Annotated in this window: 20 protein-coding genes; 10 read left to right on the top strand and 10 right to left on the bottom strand. The window is 73.0% G+C overall.

Features of this window, described 5'->3' with window-relative positions; genetic code table 11:
* Positions 1–33 precede the first annotated feature (33 nt).
* Together E6R62_RS20080 and E6R62_RS20075 are read right to left on the bottom strand one after the other, a co-directional pair.
* Complete coding sequence (locus tag E6R62_RS20080; RefSeq protein ID WP_136214858.1) at positions 34–864, bottom strand: RimK family alpha-L-glutamate ligase; 831 nt, start codon at positions 862–864, stop codon at positions 34–36.
* The gene (locus E6R62_RS20075) at positions 861–1,760 is read right to left on the bottom strand and encodes a RimK family alpha-L-glutamate ligase (RefSeq protein WP_136214857.1); all 900 of its coding nucleotides are present in this window, start codon (positions 1,758–1,760) and stop codon (positions 861–863) included. Before E6R62_RS20075 ends, E6R62_RS20080 begins: the two co-directional genes overlap by 4 nt.
* Positions 1,761–2,023: 263 nt before the next feature.
* On the opposite strand from E6R62_RS20075, the gene E6R62_RS20070 reads away from it, so the two are divergent.
* From E6R62_RS20070 to E6R62_RS20040, 7 genes are all read left to right on the top strand, one after another.
* Positions 2,024–3,583 carry a sensor histidine kinase KdpD gene (locus E6R62_RS20070; RefSeq protein WP_136214856.1) on the top strand — a complete coding sequence of 520 codons (1,560 nt, stop codon included), beginning with the start codon at positions 2,024–2,026 and terminating at the stop codon, positions 3,581–3,583.
* The gene (locus E6R62_RS20065; RefSeq protein ID WP_136214855.1) at positions 3,580–3,981 is read left to right on the top strand and encodes a roadblock/LC7 domain-containing protein; all 402 of its coding nucleotides are present in this window, start codon (positions 3,580–3,582) and stop codon (positions 3,979–3,981) included. Before E6R62_RS20070 ends, E6R62_RS20065 begins: the two co-directional genes overlap by 4 nt.
* Entirely contained in the window at positions 3,978–4,331 is a 354-nt protein-coding gene (locus tag E6R62_RS20060) for a DUF742 domain-containing protein (protein WP_136214854.1), read from the top strand. Before E6R62_RS20065 ends, E6R62_RS20060 begins: the two co-directional genes overlap by 4 nt.
* The gene (locus E6R62_RS20055; RefSeq protein ID WP_136214853.1) at positions 4,312–4,929 is read left to right on the top strand and encodes an ATP/GTP-binding protein; all 618 of its coding nucleotides are present in this window, start codon (positions 4,312–4,314) and stop codon (positions 4,927–4,929) included. Before E6R62_RS20060 ends, E6R62_RS20055 begins: the two co-directional genes overlap by 20 nt.
* The gene (locus E6R62_RS20050; protein ID WP_136214852.1) at positions 4,926–6,164 is read left to right on the top strand and encodes a cytochrome P450; all 1,239 of its coding nucleotides are present in this window, start codon (positions 4,926–4,928) and stop codon (positions 6,162–6,164) included. The genes E6R62_RS20055 and E6R62_RS20050 overlap by 4 nt, the downstream gene beginning before the upstream one ends.
* A complete protein-coding gene (locus E6R62_RS20045; RefSeq protein ID WP_136214851.1) occupies positions 6,161–7,396 on the top strand; it encodes a cytochrome P450 in 1,236 nt (411 codons plus the stop codon). Before E6R62_RS20050 ends, E6R62_RS20045 begins: the two co-directional genes overlap by 4 nt.
* Positions 7,397–7,480: 84 nt before the next feature.
* The gene (locus E6R62_RS20040; RefSeq protein WP_136214850.1) at positions 7,481–8,212 is read left to right on the top strand and encodes a hypothetical protein; all 732 of its coding nucleotides are present in this window, start codon (positions 7,481–7,483) and stop codon (positions 8,210–8,212) included.
* A gap of 398 nt (positions 8,213–8,610) precedes the next feature.
* Here E6R62_RS20040 and E6R62_RS20035 read toward each other — a convergent pair whose 3' ends face one another.
* The 3 genes from E6R62_RS20035 to E6R62_RS20025 form a co-directional block, all read right to left on the bottom strand.
* Complete coding sequence (locus E6R62_RS20035; RefSeq protein ID WP_136214849.1) at positions 8,611–9,339, bottom strand: anti-sigma factor; 729 nt, start codon at positions 9,337–9,339, stop codon at positions 8,611–8,613.
* On the bottom strand, positions 9,336–9,938 hold the full coding sequence (locus tag E6R62_RS20030; protein ID WP_136214848.1) for a sigma-70 family RNA polymerase sigma factor: 603 nt from the start codon (positions 9,936–9,938) through the stop codon (positions 9,336–9,338). The genes E6R62_RS20035 and E6R62_RS20030 overlap by 4 nt, the downstream gene beginning before the upstream one ends.
* 100 nt (positions 9,939–10,038) lie before the next feature.
* Positions 10,039–11,019: a DUF1996 domain-containing protein gene (locus E6R62_RS20025; RefSeq protein ID WP_136214847.1), complete on the bottom strand. Its 981-nt coding sequence runs from the start codon at positions 11,017–11,019 to the stop codon at positions 10,039–10,041.
* Between the two features lie 191 nt (positions 11,020–11,210).
* On the opposite strand from E6R62_RS20025, the gene E6R62_RS20020 reads away from it, so the two are divergent.
* The 3 genes from E6R62_RS20020 (at position 11,211) to E6R62_RS20010 (ending at position 17,111) form a co-directional block, all read left to right on the top strand.
* Positions 11,211–11,954 (top strand): DUF1838 family protein, encoded by a 744-nt coding sequence (locus E6R62_RS20020; RefSeq protein WP_136214846.1) that lies wholly within the window; start codon positions 11,211–11,213, stop codon positions 11,952–11,954.
* A gap of 371 nt (positions 11,955–12,325) precedes the next feature.
* Complete coding sequence (locus tag E6R62_RS20015; protein ID WP_136214903.1) at positions 12,326–14,098, top strand: S8 family serine peptidase; 1,773 nt, start codon at positions 12,326–12,328, stop codon at positions 14,096–14,098.
* A gap of 304 nt (positions 14,099–14,402) precedes the next feature.
* Positions 14,403–17,111 (top strand): LuxR family transcriptional regulator, encoded by a 2,709-nt coding sequence (locus tag E6R62_RS20010; RefSeq protein ID WP_240801782.1) that lies wholly within the window; start codon positions 14,403–14,405, stop codon positions 17,109–17,111.
* Positions 17,112–17,155: 44 nt separating this feature from the next.
* Here the strand turns inward: E6R62_RS20010 and E6R62_RS20005 are convergent, their stop codons facing one another.
* From E6R62_RS20005 to E6R62_RS19985, 5 genes are all read right to left on the bottom strand, one after another.
* On the bottom strand, positions 17,156–18,040 hold the full coding sequence (locus E6R62_RS20005) for a glycoside hydrolase family 19 protein (protein WP_136214902.1): 885 nt from the start codon (positions 18,038–18,040) through the stop codon (positions 17,156–17,158).
* Positions 18,041–18,251: 211 nt separating this feature from the next.
* Positions 18,252–18,662, bottom strand: a complete 411-nt coding sequence (locus E6R62_RS20000) for a rodlin (protein ID WP_136214844.1) — start codon at positions 18,660–18,662, stop codon at positions 18,252–18,254.
* A gap of 177 nt (positions 18,663–18,839) precedes the next feature.
* On the bottom strand, positions 18,840–19,031 hold the full coding sequence (locus E6R62_RS19995; protein WP_136214843.1) for a DUF5302 domain-containing protein: 192 nt from the start codon (positions 19,029–19,031) through the stop codon (positions 18,840–18,842).
* 88 nt (positions 19,032–19,119) lie between these two features.
* A complete protein-coding gene (locus E6R62_RS19990) occupies positions 19,120–19,395 on the bottom strand; it encodes a hypothetical protein (protein WP_136214842.1) in 276 nt (91 codons plus the stop codon).
* Entirely contained in the window at positions 19,392–20,111 is a 720-nt protein-coding gene (locus E6R62_RS19985) for an HNH endonuclease family protein (RefSeq protein ID WP_240801781.1), read from the bottom strand. The genes E6R62_RS19990 and E6R62_RS19985 overlap by 4 nt, the downstream gene beginning before the upstream one ends.
* Positions 20,112–20,226 lie beyond the last annotated feature (115 nt).

Here is a 20,226-nt window from a genome sequence, read left to right as displayed (position 1 = left end):
CGGTGGCCCTGCGCCCGGGCGCCGGGCCGTGCGTCACCCGGCGCGGCGCAGGGCCAGGGCCGCCAGGGCCTCCGGGGCGCCGGGCCGGCCGCGCATGCCCGGGAAGGCGTTGACGTCCACGATCAAGGGGGCGCCGTCGCCGGTGTCGATGATGTCCACCCCGTAGACGTCCAACGCGAAGACCTCCCCCACCCGGAGCGTCAACTCCGCCCACCGTGCGGGAGGGGCTGTAACGGAGCGGTCGTCCTCCGGGCCCTCGGGGGCCATCTCCGAGCGCCGCAGGCCCGCGAAGACCCGGTCGCCGATCGCGTACAGCTTGTGGTCCCAGCCGTTGTTGGGCGCGAAGGCCTGTACCACCACCGGCTCCTCGCCCCACCCGGCCGCCAGCTCCCGCAGTCGCGCCGGGTCGTCGACCCGTGCCACCAGGTCGCCCTTGCGGCTGCGCCGGCTCTTGACCACCACGGGCCATCGCTGTCCCGACAGCCCCGCAGGCCCCGGCAGCCCCGACCCGTCGCCGGCCTGCCGGGCCAGGCGGTCCAGGGAAGGGAAGGCCGTGGTGGCGGCGAAGGGCAGGCCGGCCCGCCGGGCCAGGTCCGCCATCTCCGTACGGTCCTGACAGAGCTCCGTGGCCGCCGCGGTGTTCACCACCGGCGCGCCCCGTCGTTCCAGCGCCCGCGCCAGCTCCAGGGCCCGGGGATCGCGGGCCTTGAGGAGGTACACGTCCGCCCGGGCGCCGGCCGCCACCGCCTCCGCGTCCGCGTTCCGCGGGTCCAGCACCACCACCTCGTGCTCCGGGCCGAGCGCGGCGGCCGCCCCCGCCAGCAGGGGATGCCCGGCGTCCGCGGTGATCAGGCCGACCCTCACGCGCCGTCACCCGCCCGGGCCGGGACCTGCGCCGGGATCGACACGTGGAGCGCGGTGGGGCGCGGCGGGGGACACTGCCCGACGCCACCGCCGCGGGCCAGGTCGAGCACGGCCCGGGCCACGCGGGAGGCCGCCTCGGGCACCTGACGGAAGCTCGGGAAGTCGTTGACGTCCACCACCACCGGCCCGTCGGGGCCCAGCAGCACGTCCAGGCCGTACAGGTCCAACCCGTACACCACGCCCACCTGCGCGGCGATCGCGGCGACCTCGGCGGGGAGCGGCACGCGGCGCTCGCGCACGGAGCGGTCCGGGTGCAGGGGGGAGCAGCGTTCGGTGGCGAACAGTTCCCCGCCCACGCAGTACACCTTGATGTCGGTGCCCGAATTGGGCACGTACGGCTGGGCGATGAGCATGCCCTCCCCGGCCAACCGCGGCAGCAGCGCCGCGAGCCGGTCGGGGGAGGCCACCAGGTGCACCGCCCGGCCGGAGCTGCCGTCCGAGGGCTTGACGACGAGGGGGTACTCGGACGCCGGGATCTCCGCGAGCAGTTCCGGGCGTGCCACGGCGTACGTCGGCGGCAGCGGGAGGCCCCGGGCGCGCCCGAGGGCGGCGGCCAGTGCCTTGTCCCGTACGCCTCGGATCGACCGGGCGTCGTTGACGGTCGTCATGCCGGTCGCCGCCGCCGCCTCGAGCAGCGTCAGCCCGGGGCCGCCGGACACCGTCTTGAGCACCCAGGCGTCGTGCGCCCCGGTCCGCACCAGGTCCGTCATGCGCAACAGCGAGCCGCCCGGCCGCAGCACGTCCACTTGGTGGCCCCACGCCGTCAGCTGCCGGATCACCTCGTTCGGCATGCCGTCGTGGCGGTAGTGCTCCTCCACCAGGAAGCAGAGCCTCATGGACCTTCCCCATATTTTCCGGACGTCCGCCGATCCCGCCCGGCGAGTTGTGACGTCACAGGATGCCATGGCCGCAATGTGATGATCGTCCGGTAGCGGCCGGGGATTCCGCAGAAAACGCATGAGAACTGCCTTAAGTGGCCATTACTCAGCGTCACAGTTACCAAGAACTTTCCAAACTGATCAACAATTCTCTTATAGTGAGGGCTTGTTGCCACAGGAACCCTCTCTTCCATTTACGCCCCGGTTTGAGGCTTTGATTGATGACGGCGTCGCCCTCCCCCCTTCGCCCTTCCGCGCTCGCCCTGCTCGTCACCGCGGTGGCTGCCGGAGTGCTCTGCACGGCGGCGGTGGCCGCGGCCCCGTCGGCCGTCCGCGTCCCCCTCGGCTGGTTCTCCGTCTTCGGGGTCCTGCTGCTCTCGGTCGCCGCCTTCGCCGTCACCTGGCTGACGCGCGCCAACCGCGGGCTGCGACGCCGGATCGCCGGACTGCGCGCCGACATCGCGACGCGTGACGGTCACCTGGCCCGGCTCACCGCCGACGCCGCCCGTGACGCCGCCGCGCGCACCGCCGAGAGCGCGCGCCTCACCCGAGAGCACGCCGCGGAGATCAAGGGCCTGAAGGACGCCCACACCGTCGAACTCGACCTCGTCACCGTCGCCCGGTTCGCCGAGCGCGAGCGGCTCGGCGAGGAACTGCGGCGAGCCGAGTCCGGACGGGCGGCCGCCATGGCCGCCGCCGCCAACGCGGCCGGCCGGATGCAGGCACTCGCCACCGGGATGCTGGCCGACCTGCGCGAGATGGAACACCGCCACGCCGACGAGGACGTGCTCGGCGACCTGCTCCACCTCGACCACCGCACCGCCCAGGCGGGCCGCCTCGCGGACTCCATCGCAGTCCTCACCGGAGCCCGCTCGGGCCGCCGCTGGGCGAAGCCGATCGTCATGGAGTCGATCCTGCGCGGCGCCATGGGCCGGATCGGCGGCTACCAGCGGGTCCGGCTGCATTCCACGAGCGACGCCGCCGTCGCGGGACATGCCGCCGAGGGCGTCATGCACGCCCTCGCGGAACTCCTCGACAACGCCGCCAACTTCTCCCCGCCGAACGCCGAGGTCCACGTGTACGTGGAGGAGGTGCCGGCCGGGGTCTGCATCACCGTCGAGGACAGCGGCCTGGTCATGAGCGAGGTCCAGCTGCGCCGCGCCGAACAGGCGGTGCAGGGCGAATCCCTGGACCTGGCCGGGCTCTCCGGAACCCGCCTCGGGCTCGCGGTCGTCGGCCGGCTCGCCCGCAAACACGGGCTGACCGTGTCGTTCCGGCCCTCCGCGCGGGGTGGGACCGGCGCGCTGATGATGCTGCCGCAGGAACTGATCAGCCGTGCCCCGGCCGAAGCCGGGCCGACGCCCGCCCTCGTGGCCGCGACCGCCGGGGAGCGGACCGGGGAACCGGTCGTGCACCACGGGTCCCGCCCGCACGGCGACGGCGGCGACGCGGGTGGCGCCGGGCGCGCGAAGGGACGAACCCGCCCCGCGGACGGTGGCGCCCCCGGCGCCGCGTCCACGGTCCCTGCCGAAGGCCCGGCCACCGCTGACGCGGACCCCCGGTCCGGTGACACGGCACTGCCCCGGCGACGGCGCGGCCGCACCCTGGCCGCCGCCCACCCCGAAGGACCCGAGGTCGCCGCCCGCGCGGCCGTCACCCCGGCCGCCCCCACCGGCGCCTCACGGTCCGCCGCCCGCTTCGGCAGCTTCCGGCAGGCCGTGCGCGGCGCGTCGGCCCAGCAGCCCACGAACACCACGCACCCGGAAGGCAACACGCGATGACCGGCTCCACGACCGACGAGACGCTCAGCTGGCTCCTGGAAGGACTCCTGGAACGCACCCCCGGCGCCCGCCACGCGCTCGTGCTCTCCCGGGACGGCCTCAAGCTGTGCCGCACCCCCGAGCTCTCCGTCGACCAGGCCGACCAGCTCGCCGCGATCGCCGCCGGCATCCAGAGCCTCTCCCACGGCGCGTCCATCGAGTTCGGTGACGGCACCGGGGGAGTCCGCTCCGCGATGGCCGAGTTCTACGGCGGCATCCTGTTCATCGTGGAGGCCGGGGAGGGAGCACACCTGGCGCTCGTCGCCGCCGAGGACGCCGACGCGGGCCTGGTCGGCCACAACATGTCCGAACTGGTGGAGCAGCTGAGCGAGCATTTGATCGCGAGGCCCCGGGGTTGAGCCGGACCAGGCCGGGCCGGGACGATTCCCCGGACCGGCTCTACACCCTCACCGGCGGCCGCAGCAGCTCCGGTTCGGACGCCTTCGACCTCGTCACGCTGATCGTCGCGGAGTGCGACCCCGTACCGGGCATGCAGTCGGAACACGCGGCGATCCTGCGGATGTGCGACTACCCGACGGCGGTCGTCGAGATCGCCGCCGAGCTGGGCCTGCCCGTGTCGATCGTACGGATCCTCCTGGCCGACCTGCTCGGTACGGGCCGGATCAGCGCCCGGCACCCGCGTGCCGCGTACCGCCTTCCCGACCCCGACATCCTGGAGCAGGTGCTCGTTGGACTCCGCAACCTCTGACCGGCGTGAAACCCGGCAGGCCCTCAGCAGCACCGCCGACAACGGCTTGAAGATCGTCATCGTGGGCGGCTTCGGGGTGGGCAAGACCACCATGGTCCGTTCGGTCAGCGAGATCCGGCCGCTGAACACCGAAGAGACCATGACCAAGGCGGGCGAGGGGGTCGACGACACGGAAGGCGTCGCCGGGAAGAGCGCCACCACGGTCGCCTTCGACTTCGGCCGGATCACCCTCGACGCGCACAATGTGCTCTACCTCTTCGGCGCCCCCGGGCAGGAACGTTTCTGGTTCCTGTGGGACCGGCTGTTCTCCGGCACCCTCGGCGCGGTGGTCCTCGTCGACACGCGCCGCCTCGCCGACTCCTGGTACGCCATCGACCGCCTCGAACACCACGGCACCCCCTTCGTCGTGGCCTGCAACGACTTCGGCGGCCCCGGCCACACCGCCGAAGAGGTCCGCGAGGCGCTCGACCTGCCGACCGAGGTGCCGCTCGTCTTCTGCGACGCCCGCTCGCGCGAGTCCGGCAAGGACGTCCTGATCTCCCTCGTTCGCCACCTCCAGACGGCCGCCCTGTCCCACACCCCGGAGCCCACCCCGTGACCACCCCCGCCGACCGCGAACCGCAGCCCGTCTACCTCGGCGGTCCGCGGTTCCAGACCGACCCCCTCGCGCTGTACCGGGAGATGCGGCGCGACCACGGCGCCGTCGCCCCGGTCGTCCTCGACGGCGACGTCCCGGCCTGGCTGGTCCTCGGCTACCGCGAGCTGCACCAGGTCACCAGCGACCCGCAGCTCTTCTCCCGGGACTCCGACCTGTGGAACCAGTGGGACCGCATCCCCGCCGACTGGCCGCTCCTGCCGATGATCGGCCGCAAACAGCCCTCCATCCTCTACACCGTCGGCGAACGCCACCGCGAGCGGGCGGAGGTCATCACCGGAGCGCTGGAGGCCGTCGACCCGTTCGAACTGAAGGGGCACGCCGAACGGTTCGCGGACGAGCTGATCGACGGGCTGTGCGGCAAGGGCGAGTGCGACATCGTCGGCCAGTACGCGATGCTGCTGCCGCTGCGCGTCCTGGCCCGGATCTACGGCTTCTCCGACGAACAGGGCCCCGGCCTCGTCACCGCCATGAACGACATGATCAACGGCCGGGAGGGCGCCCTCGACGGCCAGCAGCACCTCGCCGAATCGATGTTCGCGCTGATCGCGGACAAGTTGGTGCGACCCGGCCAAGACGTCGTCTCCCGGATGCTCGCCCGGCGGGGCGACTTCACGGTCGAGGAGATGGCGCAGGACCTGATGGTGATGCTGGCCGCCGGCCACCAGCCCACCGCCGACTGGATCGGCAACACCCTGCGCCTCATGCTCACCGACGACCGCTTCGCGGCCTCCCTCGCGGGCGGCCGGCACAGCGTCGGCGAGGCGATGAACGAGGTCCTGTGGGAGGACACGCCCACCCAGAACGTGGCCGGCCGCTGGACCTCCCGCGACACCCGCCTCGGCGGACAGCGCATCAACCGCGGCGACCTCGTGCTGCTCGGTCTCGCCGCCGCCAACGCCGACCCGCACGTGCGCACCGACGCGGGGGCCCTGACCGGCGGCAACAACGCCTTCTTCTCCTTCGGACACGGGGAACACCGCTGCCCCTTCCCCGCCCAGGAGATCGCCGAGGCCATCGCCCGGACCGGCATCGAGGTCCTCCTCGACCGACTCCCGGACGTCGACCTCGCCGTGCCCGCCGCCGACCTCGCACGGCGGCCCTCGCCTTGGCTGCGCGGCCTCTCCGCGCTGCCCGTGACCTTCACCCCGACCCCCGCCCTTGGAGCCTCCGGATGACGTGCCCGATCGACCACACGGGACCCGCCGCCATCACCCTGGACCCCTTCGTCGCCGACCTCGACGCCGAGAGCGCCGCGCTGCGCGCCGCCGGACCGCTCGCCCGGGTCGTCCTGCCCGGGGGCGTCGACGTCTACGCCGTCACACGCCACGCGGAGGCCCGGGCGCTGCTGACCGACCCCCGCCTCGTGAAGGACATCGACGTCTGGGGCGCCTGGCAGCGCGGCGAGATACCGTTGGACTGGCCGCTGATCGGCCTCGCCAACCCCGGCCGCTCCATGCTCACCGTCGACGGCGACGAGCACCGGCGCCTGCGGACCCTCGTCGCGCAGGCCCTGACCGTCCGCCGGGTGGAGAAGCTGCGCGCGGGTATCGAGGCCCTGACGGACGGGATGCTCGACCGGCTGGCCGAACTGCCGGCCGGTGCGACCGTGGACCTCAAGGCGGAGTTCGCCTACCCGCTGCCGATGAACGTCATCAGTGAGCTGATGGGCGTGGACACCGCCGAACACCCGCGCCTGAAGGCCCTGTTCGAGAAGTTCTTCTCGACGCAGACGCTGCCGCAGGAAGTCCCGCAGATGATGGCCGACCTGTCCGCGCTGTTCTCCCGCATCGTGGAGTCCAAGCGGGAGAACCCGGGCGACGACCTGACCAGCGCGCTGCTCGCGGCCTCGGAGAACGGCGACCACCTCAGCACCGAGGAGATCACCAACACCCTCCAGTTGATGGTCGCGGCCGGTCACGAGACCACCATCAGCCTCATCGTCAACGCCGTCGTCGCCCTGGAGACCCACCCGGGGCAGCGCGCACGCGTCCTCAAGGGCGAGGTGCCGTGGGAGAACGTCATCGAGGAGACCCTGCGCTGGTCCACCCCGACCTCGCACGTCCTCATCCGCTTCGCCGCCGAGGACATCGAGGTGGGTGACCGCGTCCTGCCGAAGGGCGAGGGCCTGATCGTCTCCTTCGGCGCCATCGGCCGCGACGAGCTCCAACACGGGCCGGACGCCGGCGAGTTCGACGTCACCCGCACCCCCAACCGGCACATCTCCTTCGGACACGGCCCGCACGTCTGCCCGGGCGCGGCGCTCTCCCGCCTGGAGGCGCTCGTCGCGCTCCCCGCGCTCTACGCCCGCTTCCCCGACCTCGCGCTCGCCGTCCCGCGCGAGGAACTGCGCAACAAGCCGATCCTGACCCAGAACGACCTGTTCGACCTTCCGGTCCGCCTGCGCTGAGCGTCGGGCGCCGTACGACGGCGAACGGGATCCGGCGGCGAAAAATACGAAAGCCCGTACGAGGAGCCCTGCTAGGTTCATCACGTGCCGAAGCTGAATCAGATCATCGCCGTCGAAAAGGGCGTCAAGTCCAAGTCGCTCCAAGAGCTGACCCAGGCCCACCAGGACGTCCAGAAGCCCGCCCTGCTCGCGGGCATCTCCCGGACGTACCAGCCCAAGGACGAGGAGGGCGAACAACTGCCGCCCGAGTCCACCCGGGTGCAGATCAAGGCCGAGGACGTGCTGCGCGCCACCGCCGGGACCCTCACCCGGCTCTTCGACGTGACGGCCACCAAGGACTGGGCCAACCGCACCGCCGCGGCCGACGTCGTCGTCGACGGGCGGGTGCTGCTGGCCCAGGTTCCGGTCCCGTACCTGCTCTTCCTGGAGAAGCAACTCACCGACCTGCACACCTTCGTGCGGAAGCTGCCGGTGCTGGACGCCTCGGAGTCCTGGAACCTGGACCCCTCGACGGACTCGTGGAAGACCGACCCGGTCCGCACGATCCGGACGAAGAAGGTCCCGCGCAACCACGTGAAGGCCGAGGCGACCGAAAAGCACCCGGCGCAGGTCGAGGTGTACTACGAGGACGTCCCGGTCGGCTACTGGACGACGGTGAAGTTCTCCGGGGCGCTGCCCGCGCGCCGGGTGAACGAACTGCTCGACCGCGTCGAGAAGATCCAGCAGGCCGTGAAGTTCGCCCGCGAAGAGGCCAACAACGTCGACGTCGCCGACCAGAGGATCGGCGACGCCGTGTTCGGCTACCTGTTCGGGTAGCCCCGAGATCGCCCCCCGTGCGAGCGGGGGGTGGCGCGAAGAGCGCAAGCTGAAACTGATGTTGAAGCTGACACGGGGCGTCGGTTGGGGGTTCGAATCCCTCCCCCCGCACCACACGCGGGGGTGGCCCAAGCCTGGCAGAGGCGGCCCCTGAATCTCAGATTCTCGCTCCAGTCTCAGTATTCGCCGCCGAACACCGGATCGACCGAGCGCGGACGATCATCGATGGATAGGGGTTCAAGTCCCTTCTGTGCCTCTCTCACGGCGCGGTAGTTCAAAGGTAGAACACGTCGATTTAAGACTGATCCGCGACTCTTAAACGCCGCCGGTGTGCGCAATTGGGTGGCACCACAGGAGCCCGGGAGCTGGATACGCTCCCGGGCTCCGTCACGCCCCGGCTATGCCCGTACCGGCACCGACACGAAGGTCTTGCCCGCCTCGTTCTCGACCAGGACCTCCTTGATGTCGGACGCCGCGACCGCCGCAGAACCGTCCAGCGAGGCACCCTTGCCCTCGCCGTGTTCCGTCGTGCCCACGACCCAACCGCCCGCCGTGCTGCGCGTCCCGTCCCGGGAGACCACCACCAGCCGGCAGCGCTCGCCCGCGGGCACACCGGTCACCGCCGCGTGCACCCGCACCCAGGCCGCCGCCGGCACGACCTGCACCGTCATCCGCGCACCGCTGCCGGCGTCCGTCGCGGACGCCACCCGGGTCCCGGGCACCGCCGAAGGCGCGGCCGACGCGGTCGGGGACGGCGGCGGGGGCTGCGCGACGTTCTCGGCGTCGTCCGCGCCCAGTTGCGTACCGGTCCAGAACACCGCGGCCAGCGCCGCGGCCGCCGCCAGTCCCGCCAGACCGTAGCGTCGGCGCTCCCGCGCCGCCCGCTCACCGCGGACCTGCCGCAGCGTGCGCCGGAGCAGCAGGTCACCCCCCTGCGGGGGCCCGTCGAGGAACGCCTCCGGGGGAACCTCGCCCAAGGCCGTCTCCATCTCGCGCAACGCGGCCACCTCCTCCCGGCACTGCACGCAGTCGCCGACGTGCTCCTCGACGCGCCGTACGTCCGCCTCGTCGAGGACTCCGAGCACGTACGGGCCGAGCAGTTCCTCCTCGTGCCGCTGCCGGCTCATGCCACCACCTCCCGCAGTCCACCGGGCTGCTGGGGCGGCCTGCCCGATCGTTTGCTCCTGTTGCCTTCCCTGGCGCCCTCCGTGAAGACCTCGCGCAGGGCCTTGAGCGCGTAATGCGCGCGCGATTTGACCGTGCCCGCCGGGATGCCGAGCCGATCGGCGGTCTCGGCGACGCTGCGCTCGCGGTAGTACAACTCGGTCAGCACGTCCCGGTGTTCCGGCGTCAAGCGGTCCAGTGCGCCGAGCACCGTCATGGTGTCGACGACGGAGTCCGCGTGGTCCAGCTCCACCGGGGGAGCCGCCGCCGCGCCCGAGACCTCCGGCGGCCGGGCGGCTTTGGCCCGGTACCGGTCGGTGATGATGTTGCGGGCCACCGTGAGCAGCCAGCCGCGCACCGAGCCCTTCCCGTTGACCAGGACCTCGGAGTGGCGCCAGGCCCGCAAGAGGGTCTCCTGGACCACGTCCTCGGCGGCGGCCCGGTCCCCGGTGAGCCGGGTGGCGTACGCGAGCAGGGCGTGGCCGTGCTCCTCGTACACCGACGTGATCAGTGCCTCATCGGTCGAGCCCCGCCGAGTGCGGGGCCACAGTGGTCCGGCCATCTCACCCTCTCCGTCTTCCTCGCTTGCGTGGTGCGGTCCGAACACGCGCCCCGGCCGCTCCGGGTTCATGTGACCCGCGTCACGCGCCGGACGTCGGGGGTCAGATCCGGCAGGCCCGGCCCTCGTTGAGGCAGTCGACGACGGCCCGCATCCGCTCGTCGGTCATGACGTTCACGAACATCGCGTGGTCCGTCTTCGGGCTGTGCATCTGCTCGGGGAAGGAGTCGAGGGCGAAGGGCGTGCCCGACGGCACGTCGTAGGCGAGGGAGACGCGCAGTTGCGGGACCGGGAAGGTGTCCCGGGGGCAGACGCCGCTCGCGGTGGGGAACAGCAGGTGCGAGCGGTGGGTGGGGCTGTCCGTGTCGAGCCCGTTCCAGCAGCTCGGGAAGACCAGCGTCCGGGTGAGGCGCTGCCCGGCGGGACAGCGGGGATAGTGCGGGGAGGCGAGCCCCGGGGAGCCGGAACAGCCCCAGCGGGCGCGGACGTCCGCGTCGGTGCCCGCCGTGTACGCGACCGCGTCGCCGGTCATCGCGCGCAGGAACCGGGGCATCGGCACCACCTTGCCGACCGGGCTGCCCCGGAACTCCACCGTCACCGAGGCCTCGGGCAGGATCTCGCCCGCGTTGCCGTGCCCCGCCGCGTCCTCGTGCGGGTCCCGGCCCGGGTGGTCCGTGCGGCGCAGCACCGGCCAGTAGTACGTCGACCGGTCGCCGCCCGGGCAACTGGTGGGGGCACCCGCGAGGGAGGTGTCCGTGGACAGGGCGTCGGTGGAGAGGTTCCCGACGTAGGAATGGGTGTGGTGGGCGCCCGCCCGCAGCCCGGGCGAGACCACCAGGTTGTCCTGGTTGTAGTGGCCTTCGCCGTTGCGACCGCAATCCACGGTCACCGTACCGGTCGAGGCGTCGGGCCCGGCGGGGAGCAGCCCGGCCTCGGGGCGCATCTCGCGCGGGGCGGCGAAGTCGGCCGCGACGGGGCCCGCGCCCGGCCCGGCGGCCCGTGACGCCCCGATCACGGCGGCCGTCAGCCCGCCGCCCAGGACCAGGCAGACCAGCAGCGCGAGCAGTCGGTGTTCGTTCCCCATGGCGGTCACGTTTGCCGGTGGCCGCACCCCAGTCAACCGGGCATCCGCGGAGCGGACGGCCGTGCCCGCCGGCGGGCCGACGCCGGGCGGCCCCGATGTCCGCCGTGTCGTCGCGAACGCGCCGCGGTGGGCGGCCGGTTGGCCGTGGCGCTCCTTGCCCGTACCGGCGGCGACCGCGCAGAGTACCCGGTATGACTCCCGCGGAACGTTTCCAGGCCTTCGCCCGCACCCGCGCCTCGCTCGACGGCGCCGAAGTCACCTTCTGGTGGACCGGCGACGTCCACTCCTGGGCGCCGGGCGAGCCCTACCGACACCTCTTCGGCTTCGAAGGCCTCAACGTGGCCCGCCTGGTCACCGGCGAGGGTCAGGAGGAGGGGACGTACCGGCTGCTCACCAGGGAAGCCGCCTTCTACCTGGACCCGGGGACCCGCGAGATCCTGGAGACCTGGGAGGACAAGCCGGTCGTCCACGTCTGGAACGACCCGGCGAACCAGCGGTGGAGGCCTTTCCCCGTGCCCGTGACGGAACTCGGCGACCAGGTGTGTTTCAGCCTGGAGATCCCCCTCGCCTACCCGTCGCCGCTGCCCGTCGCCCAATACCCGTTGAACTCGGCGGACGACACCTACCGGGCCCTGGAGCTGTTCCAGTTCTTCGCGCCCGCCACGGTCTTCACCACCGAGGCGGCCGGCGTCCCCGCCACCATGTCCTGGACCCGCATGTCCCCGTGGCTGCCCTGGATGGAGCGGGGAGCGCGCCCCGGCGGCCTGACGTTCCACTGTCGCGGTCGCAAACTCGGCTCCTACGAGGACGCCCCGGAGCGCACCCGCGCGTACATCGCCGCGCACCACCCGGAGTTCGCGCACGCCCCGGAGAAGTGGACCGAGCCCAACGAGTCCAGCTGGACGTATTTCCGCGCGCTCCACCCGCCCCGGTAGCCTCTCCTCCCAGGTGAGGGGCCGGACAAGGGTTTTCCCCGTATCGAGTTCATCCAGGTGTTGCCTACTGTCTGCCCACCGGCGGTCTTCCCCCGCCACGAACTGCCCCCGCACCAACCCCACATGGTGTGAAGCCTTGCGAGGCCGGGCGGGATCGCCGGTACCGCCGTTGCCCTGCCCCGCCGTCGCGGTCGGGCGACGCGGCGCGCGGTGGTGTCCGGAGCGGGTCTGACCAGCCCGCTCCCGGCCCGCCGGCCGCCGCCGGTTCACCTCCCACACAGCTCGAACCGGCCGCTCCGGCCTGCCCGGAACCGGCCCGCGAAAGGGAACACGTGCACGCATCAAGACGCCGGCTCATATCCGTGGTGGCCATGTCCGTCACCCTGCTGGCAGGCTCCGCCACCGCCGCCGTGGCCGTGGCCGCGTCGGACCCCGCCACCACCCTCCCGGCCGCCGCGGCCCCCGCCGCCCCCGGCGCCGCGCCCGTGCAGAACCTGATCGTCGGCTACAAGTCCACCGCCGCCGAGGCCGGCTCCAACACCGCGGCCGCCGCCGACGCCGCCGCCAAGGGCAAGAAGGCGGGCAAGAAGGCGAAGTTCGACCGTCGTCTGGGCACCGGCGCCGCACTCGTCGACCTGGGCGGTGCGACCGCCCCCGCCGACGCGGCCGACGTGATGGCCCAGTTCCGCGCCGACCCCGACGTCGCCTACGTCGAGCCGGACGGCCGCGCCTACGCCATGGCCACCCCGAACGACACCGAGTACGCCAAGCAGTGGGACCTCTTCGAGCCCACCGCGGGTATGAACGTGCCCGCCGCCTGGGACAAGACGACCGGCTCCGGCGTCACCGTCGCCGTGATCGACACCGGCTACGTGGCCCACTCCGACGTCGCCCCCAACATCGTCGCCGGATACGACTTCATCAGCGACTCCACCGCCGCCCGCGACGGCAACGGCCGTGACAACAACCCCGCCGACCAGGGCGACTGGAGCGCGGCCGGCGAGTGCGGCACCGGTTCCTCGGCGAGCGGCTCCTCCTGGCACGGCACCCACGTCGCCGGCACCATCGCCGCGGCCGCCAACAACGCCAAGGGCGTCGCCGGCATCGCGTACAACGCGAAGATCCAGCCGGTCCGCGTCCTCGGCAAGTGCGGCGGCGCGACCTCGGACATCGTCGACGCCATCACCTGGGCGTCCGGCGGCTCCGTCCCCGGCGTCCCGGCGAACCCCACCCCCGCCAAGGTCATCAACATGAGCCTCGGCGGCTCGGGCGCCTGCGGCACCAGTTACCAGAACGCGATCAACGCGGCCACCGCCCGCGGCACCACCGTCGTGGTCGCCGCCGGCAACAGCAACGCCGACGCTTCGGGCTTCACCCCCGCCAGCTGCAGCAACGTGATCACCGTGGCCGCCTCCAACCGCACCGGCGACCGCTCGTTCTACTCCAACTTCGGTCCCCGCATCGACATCACCGCCCCCGGCGGCGAGACCCGTCGCGCCACCGACACCCCCGGCACCGTCACCACCCCCGAGAACGGCATCCTCTCCTCCCTGAACGCGGGTGCCACCACCCCCGGCGCGGAGATCTACAAGCCGTACCAGGGCACCAGCATGGCTTCCCCGCACGTCGCGGGCCTCGCCGCGCTCCTGGTGGCCGCCAAGCCGTCCCTGACCCCGGCGCAGGTCAAGGCGGCCATCAAGGCCAACGCCCGCCCGCTCGCCGGTACCTGCACCGGTGGCTGCGGCGCCGGCCTCGCCGACGCGGCGGCCACCGTCAACGCCGTGGTCTCCGCCCCGGTCACCCCGGTGTTCACCAACGGCACCGACGTCGCCATCCCGGACAACGGCGGCGCCGTCTCCTCCTCGGTCACCGTCTCCGGCATCACCGGCAACGCCCCGGCCGCCCTCAAGGTCGACGTCGACATCAAGCACACCTACCGCGGTGACCTCGTCATCGACCTCGTCGCGCCGGGCGGCACCGTCAAGCGGCTCCAGAACTCCTCGGGCGACAGCGCGGACAACATCGTCACCACCTACACCGTGGACGCCTCCGCCCTGCCCGCGAACGGCACCTGGCAGCTGCGGGTCCAGGACGTCGCCGCCGCCGACACCGGCTACATCGACTCCTGGAGCCTGGGCTTCTGACCCCGGCTCCCACCCCGGTCCGTCAGGCCGCCGGAGCCCCCCAACCCCGGCCCTGACGGACCCGCTGGTACGGACCAACACCAGCCCCCGGACCTGCCCGTACCTCCCGTACCGGCAGGTCCTTCGGGCATTCCGGCCGGCCGACTGATTTCTGCGTCACAATGAGGGTCCGCCCCCCGGCCGACCTCGTATTGTCGCGTCTCACAGGAAAGGCACAGGGACAGGGCGGAAAGGCTGGTGGCTGTGCGTGGCGGCGACGGGGAACGCTGACGCGGGCGTCGGACACGGGGAAATCATCGCGGCGGTGGACCGCGCGCTGACCGGACAGGGCCGGGCGATCCTCACCGGACCGGCCGGTGCCGGAAAGACCGAGGTGGTGCGCGCCGTCGCGGCCGCCGCCGAAGCCCGCCGCGAGACCGTTCTCCACCTCGCACCGGAAGCCGCCGACCAGTGGATACCCGAGGCCTCGGCCGCCGCCCTGCTCTCCTCCGTCCCCCACTGCGCCCTGGAACGGCTCGCCGGACCCCAGCGCACCGCCATCGCCCTGCTGCGCCGCGAGACCGACACCCCGGGCGCCGGCCGCGACCACGTCGCGCTGCGCCTCGCCGTCGTCGAGGTACTGCGCACCCTCGCCGCCCGCGATCCCGTCCTGCTCGTCATCGACAACGCCCAGTGGCTCGACGCCGAAAGCACCGGCCTCCTGCGCTTCGCCCTGCGCCTGACCCCGCCCCGCGTCCGGGTCCTCGTCGCGGAGTGCGTCCAGGGCGGCACGCCCGTCGCCGGACCGCTCTGCGGACCCGCGACCCCCACCGTGCGGGTGCCCCCGCTCGGCGCGGAGGAAGTCGCCGAACTGCTCGTGCGCCACGGGCTGCCCGCCCGCCTCGCCGGCCGCATCCACCAGGCCAGCGGCGGAAACCCGCGCCTGGCGCTCGCCCTCGGCCACTCCCTCACCGAAGCCGCCGGGTCCCGCGACGGGGGCCCCGGCGCCCACCACGCCGACACCCTGCCCGTCTCCGGGCAGGCCCGCGAAGTCGCCCGACGGCTGCTCGCCGAGGCCCCCGAGCGGGCCCGGCGCACCCTGCTGCTCGCCGCCCTCGCCTCCCGTCCGACGACCGCCCTGCTGCGCCGGGCCGGCCGCCCCGACGCGGAAGCCGAACTGGCCGAGGCGGAACGGGCCGCGCTGGTCACCGTGGGGGAGGACGGCGCCGTCCGCTTCACCGCCGGCGCGCTGCCCACCGCCCTGGCCGCCGACGCGGGCTGGCCCGAGCGGGCGGCCGGGCACGCGGCGCTCGCCGCCGCCGTCGACGACCCCGTCCAGGCGGTACGGCACCGGGCGCTGACCGTGGACACCCCCGACGCCCGCCTCGCCGCCGAGATCACCGACGCCGCCGCCGCCTGCCGTCGCCGCGGCCAGCGCGCCCTCGCCGCCGAACTCGGACTGCTCGCCGCCGAACGCACCCCCGGCGACCGGCCCGAGGAGGAACTGGCCCGGCTCGTCACGGCCGCCGAGGACGCCGGCTGGGCCGGGCGGGCCGACCTCGCCCGCCGCGCCACCCGAGCCGTCCTCGCCCGCGACGCCTCGCCCGCCGACCGGGTGCGCGCCCGCCTCGCGGTCATCGACGCCGCCGGGCAGGCGCTGGCCGACCTCGACGAGACCTTCGCCCACGCGATCGACGACGCCGCCGGGGACCCGGCCCTGCTCGCCGCCGTCCGGCTGCGGGTGGCCTGGAAACACAACCTCAGCGACGGCGACCCGGTACGTTCCCGGGACGCCGCCGCCGAGGCCGGCGCCCTGGCCGCGCTCGGCGGCGACCAGGTCGCCGAGGCCATGGCCCTGACCGTACGGGCCCGCATGGGCCGCATCCTCGGCGACCCGGGAGCCGAGGACATCCTCGCGGAGGCACTGGCCCTGCCCGTCCCCGAAGTGCCGCTCGGCATGCGCAACGCACCCCAGTACCTCGCCGTCCGCCACGCGCTCTTCGACGATCGTTTGGAGGAAGCCCACCGGCAACTGCTCGTCCTGCTGCCCGCCGTACGGCGCACCGGCTCCTCCGAGGACGTCTTCGAGGTGTTGCGCAGCCTCACCGAGGTCGAACTGCGGCGCGGCAGGTGCGCGGCCGGGGCCGCGCACGCCCGTCGCGCCCTGGCACTGACCATCGAGGCGGGCCTCTCGCCCGGTCCCGCCTGGTACGTCGCCGCGTTGGCCGAGTCCACCGGCGGAAGCTTCGCCCGCGCCGCCGGCTACGCCCGTCGCGGCATCCAGGCTTCCGAGGAGGAGCACGACCAGGTCTTCCTCTCCCGCGCCCTGTACGCCTTGGGCCTGGTCGAACTGGCCACCGGAGAGGCGGCGAAGGCGGTGGCCACGCTGCGCCGGGTCGCCCGCCTGGAAGAGGCCCAGAAGGTGGTCGACCCCTCGATCCTGCGCTGGCACGGTGAACTCGCCGAGGCCCTGGTCGCGGCCGACGCTCCCGGTGAAGCCGCAGAACTGCTCGACTCCGTCCGTACGGTGGCCCGCTCGCTGGGACGCTCCAGTGTGCTGGCCGCCCTCGACCGGGCCCGGGGCCTGTGCCTGTCCGCGCAGGGCGACGCCGAGGCGGCCGTGGCCCTCCTGGAGGCCACGGCCCGAAGCTTCCAGGCGCTCGGACTGCCCCTCGAACGCGGCCGTACGCTCCTGGCCCTGGCCCGAGTCGAGCGTCGCCGCCGGCGCCGGGCCCCCGCCCGTACCGCGCTGCGGGAGGCGGCGGAGGTGTTCGACCGGGCTGGCGCGAAACCCTGGCTGGACCTGGCCCGCGACAGCGCCCCCGAGGCCGCCGCCCTGCACCCGGGGGTGGCGGCCCTGACCGAGGCCGAGACCCGCCTCGCGCTGCTCGTCAGCCAGGGAGCCAGCAACCAGGAGGCCGCCGCGAAGCTCTTCCTCAGCGTGAAGACGGTGGAGTCCCGGCTGACCCGCATCTACCAGAAGCTGGACGTCCGTTCCCGGGCGCAGTTGGCGACGGCGCTGCGCACGCGGTGAGCACCGGTCGCGCGCGGGCCGCGCGCCGGATGCCTCCACCCCGCTCAGCAGGTGAGGTGGTCGCCCGGGGTGACGCCCAGCACCTGGGTGAAGTTCTGGTAGGCGTTCACCCGGCTCTGGACCTGCGCCGGATTGCCGCCGTTGCACTCCAGGGAGCCGTTGATGGAGCGGATGGTCTCGCCGAAGCCGGCGCCGTTGACCATCGCCGCGTGGGCGGTCATGGTGCCCGGGCCGTTCTGGGTGTTCCAGTACCAGAGCGCCGTCTTCATCGCGACGGCCGGGTCCTGCTCGACGAGGTAGGGGTTGGCGAGGAGGTTGATGCCCAACGCGTCCCCGGCCGCCTTGTAGTTGAAGTTCCAACTCAGCTGGATGGGGCCGCGGCCGTAGTAGGCGGCCTGGCCCGCCGGGCAGCCGTACGGCTGGGACGCGTCGCAGTAGTGCGGGTAGTTGGCGGTGTTCTGCTCGACGATGTAGACCAGCCCGCCGGTCTCGTGGGAGACGTTGGCGAGGAAGGCGGCGGCCTCGCGCCGTTTGACGGTGTCGTCGCCGGTGTGCGCGAAGGCGGGGTACGCGGAGAGCGCCGCGACCAGCCCGTTGTAGGTGTAGAAGGGGTTCCGGTTCGGGAACATCCGGTTGAACTGGGCCTCGCTGACGACGAAACCGGAGGGGTCGCCGGTGCCGGGGTCCGGGTCCTGGCCGCCGCCGCAGGCGCCCTGGTCCGACCAGACCCCCCACTGTCCGGTAGTGCCCGGGGTCTCGCCCTGGGTCCACCACTTGGCCTGCCAGTTGTGCCCGGCGTAGGAGGCGCTCATGCCGTTCGTGTAGACGGCGGAGGCGGCCCAGGAGCCCGCGCAGGCGGGGGCCGCCGCGGCGGGGGAGGCGGGCAGGACGACGGCGAGACCGAGGGTCACGGCGGCGGCCGCGGCCATGGAAAGGGCGCGGCGGCGTAGCGCACGGATCACGGAAGTGCTCCTTCAGTGGGGGGAGTTGTCGTGGGGGCGACTACGGCCACTGAAGCGAAAGTGGTCTGAACCTGTCAAGGTCTAGACCAAAGCTGTTGCTTTTCGCGCGTTCGGCTTGCGCAAACGCCGGACCGGCGTGACGACGAAGGTCGTCACGCCGGTCCGGGGCGGGAACCGATCAACTGCCGGCGGAGACGTTCCCGGACAGGATCGGGATGTTGTCCACGATGTGCGAGAGGGACTCGTCGCCCTTGGCCTGGGTGGAGTTCTCGGTGCACTGCTGGTTCTGCGGGTTGGACAGGACGTTGATGTCCTGGACGCCGATGTTCAGCGCGGCGAGGATCGACTGCGCGTTGACCTTGGCGGGCAGGCCGACGCAGAGCTTGTTCAGCGAACCCTGGACCAGGCTCAGCTGCGGGCTCATGGCGCCCTCGGTCTTCTGGTTGCCGTAGATCTGCGCGGCGCCGTTGCCGTTGACGGTGTTCACGCCGTTGTCGTTGCCGATCGCCATGGCCGGGGAGGCGGCGATGGCACCTGCGCCGACTACGGAAGCGGTGACCGCGGCGGTGGCCATGAACTTCTTGAGCATGGTGAGGAATCCTTCTGTCGCATGAGCTGTCCCCGGCGGGTACGTTCAGATCAACTACCGACCTGTCCCGGGGTTATCGCCCGTCACCCGTGCGGCCCAAGGATTCGGGGGCCGCGCGACGGCGCCCGCTGGGCGGCGCACCCCCGGGTGGGGGTCCGGACCGCCCGGCGGAACACGTCAGCCGGTCTTGCGACGCACCTTCTTGTTCTTGCCGCCGGGGCCGCTGCTGGCGCCCTGCACCTTCGCCCGGCTCTGGTGGGCCTGCTGCGAATGCGCGTTCGCGGCGTTGCGCTCCAGGGCCTCGCGGAACTTGCGCTTGGCCTCCTCGGCGGGGGATTCGTCCTGCGGGGTACCGGTCTCGTCGGCCATGGGTCCTCCTGGGAGTGATGGAGCAACCCCAGTCTGTCAGCCGGCAGCCACCCTGACCAGCGCGTTCCCCCGAGGGGCGGCGGACCGGTCAGGTGGCGGGGTGCGGCGCCCCGGCGCCGCCGCCCGCGCGGACGGCCCGCAGTGCCGCCAAGTGGAGTGCGTGCGGGTCGCCGTGGGCGACGGGACTGCCGGTGAGGGTGTACCACTCGTCGGCGTCGAGGTACTGGATCTCGAATCGCACCTTGCCGTCCGGTCCCGCGACGGTACGCAACGTGAGGTCGCCGGTGATCACGCCGACCTCGTCGGTCATGGCCCCGCCGGGTCCGGCGAGCACGTGGTCCTCCCACTGCCGGGGCGCGGTCATGAGGCGCAGGTGTCGATCATCGTGGTGAGCATGGTCTTCTCCGGGGGCGTGACGGTCAGCTTGTAGTAGGACTTGACGGTGATCCAGGCGCGCCCGTACTGGCACCAGCTCGACTTGTCCGGCGGCTGCCACAGGTCGGGGCTCTGATCGCCCTTGGACCGGTTGGAGGCTGCGGAGACGGCCAGCAGCTGGGGGCGCGTCAGGTCGTTGGCGAAGGCCTTGCGCTTGGCGGCGTCCCAGCCGGCCGCACCGGAGCGCCACCCCTCGGCGAGCGGGACCATGTGGTCGATGTCCAGCTTCGCCGGGTCGCTGACGTCGGCGCCGTCGTACAGGCTCCTCCAGGTGCCGGACACGGCCCGGCACTGCGAGTCCTGGGTGACGTTCCTGCCGTCGCGCTTGAGGACGACCTCACGGGTGTCGCACTTGTCGCCCTGCTCGGCCCAGTGCGTGAACTTGTCCCGGCTGTACCCGGCCATCGTCCCCGGTTTGCCGACCGCCAGGGCCGCCAGCCGGGTCCGGGCCTCGGCCGCGCCGACCATGCCGGGCAGCACGTCGCCGCCCGCGGGTTTCGCGGCGCCGCCGGCCGGGGGTTTGCCCACCGACCCGTCCTGCTTGCCGTCCGAGAGCCCGCTCCCGCCGGCCCCGCCGCACCCGACCGGTCCGAGCAGCAGCGCCACGGCCACCGCCACGCCCCGCAGCCCCGCCTGACGACCCATGAACCCACCCCGCCCCGAACTCCGCGCGCTGTCCCGGGGAAGCCTACCCAGCGGGACCCGTCCCACCGCGGCCGCCGTCGGGTCGGGGGAGTCCGGCCCCATCGGGAACCGGGAC

The sequence above is a fragment of the Streptomyces sp. A1136 genome (genome assembly GCF_004795055.1).
In the GTDB taxonomy this organism is placed as follows: domain Bacteria; phylum Actinomycetota; class Actinomycetes; order Streptomycetales; family Streptomycetaceae; genus Streptomyces.
This window is presented reverse-complemented; position numbering and strand designations above follow the sequence as displayed.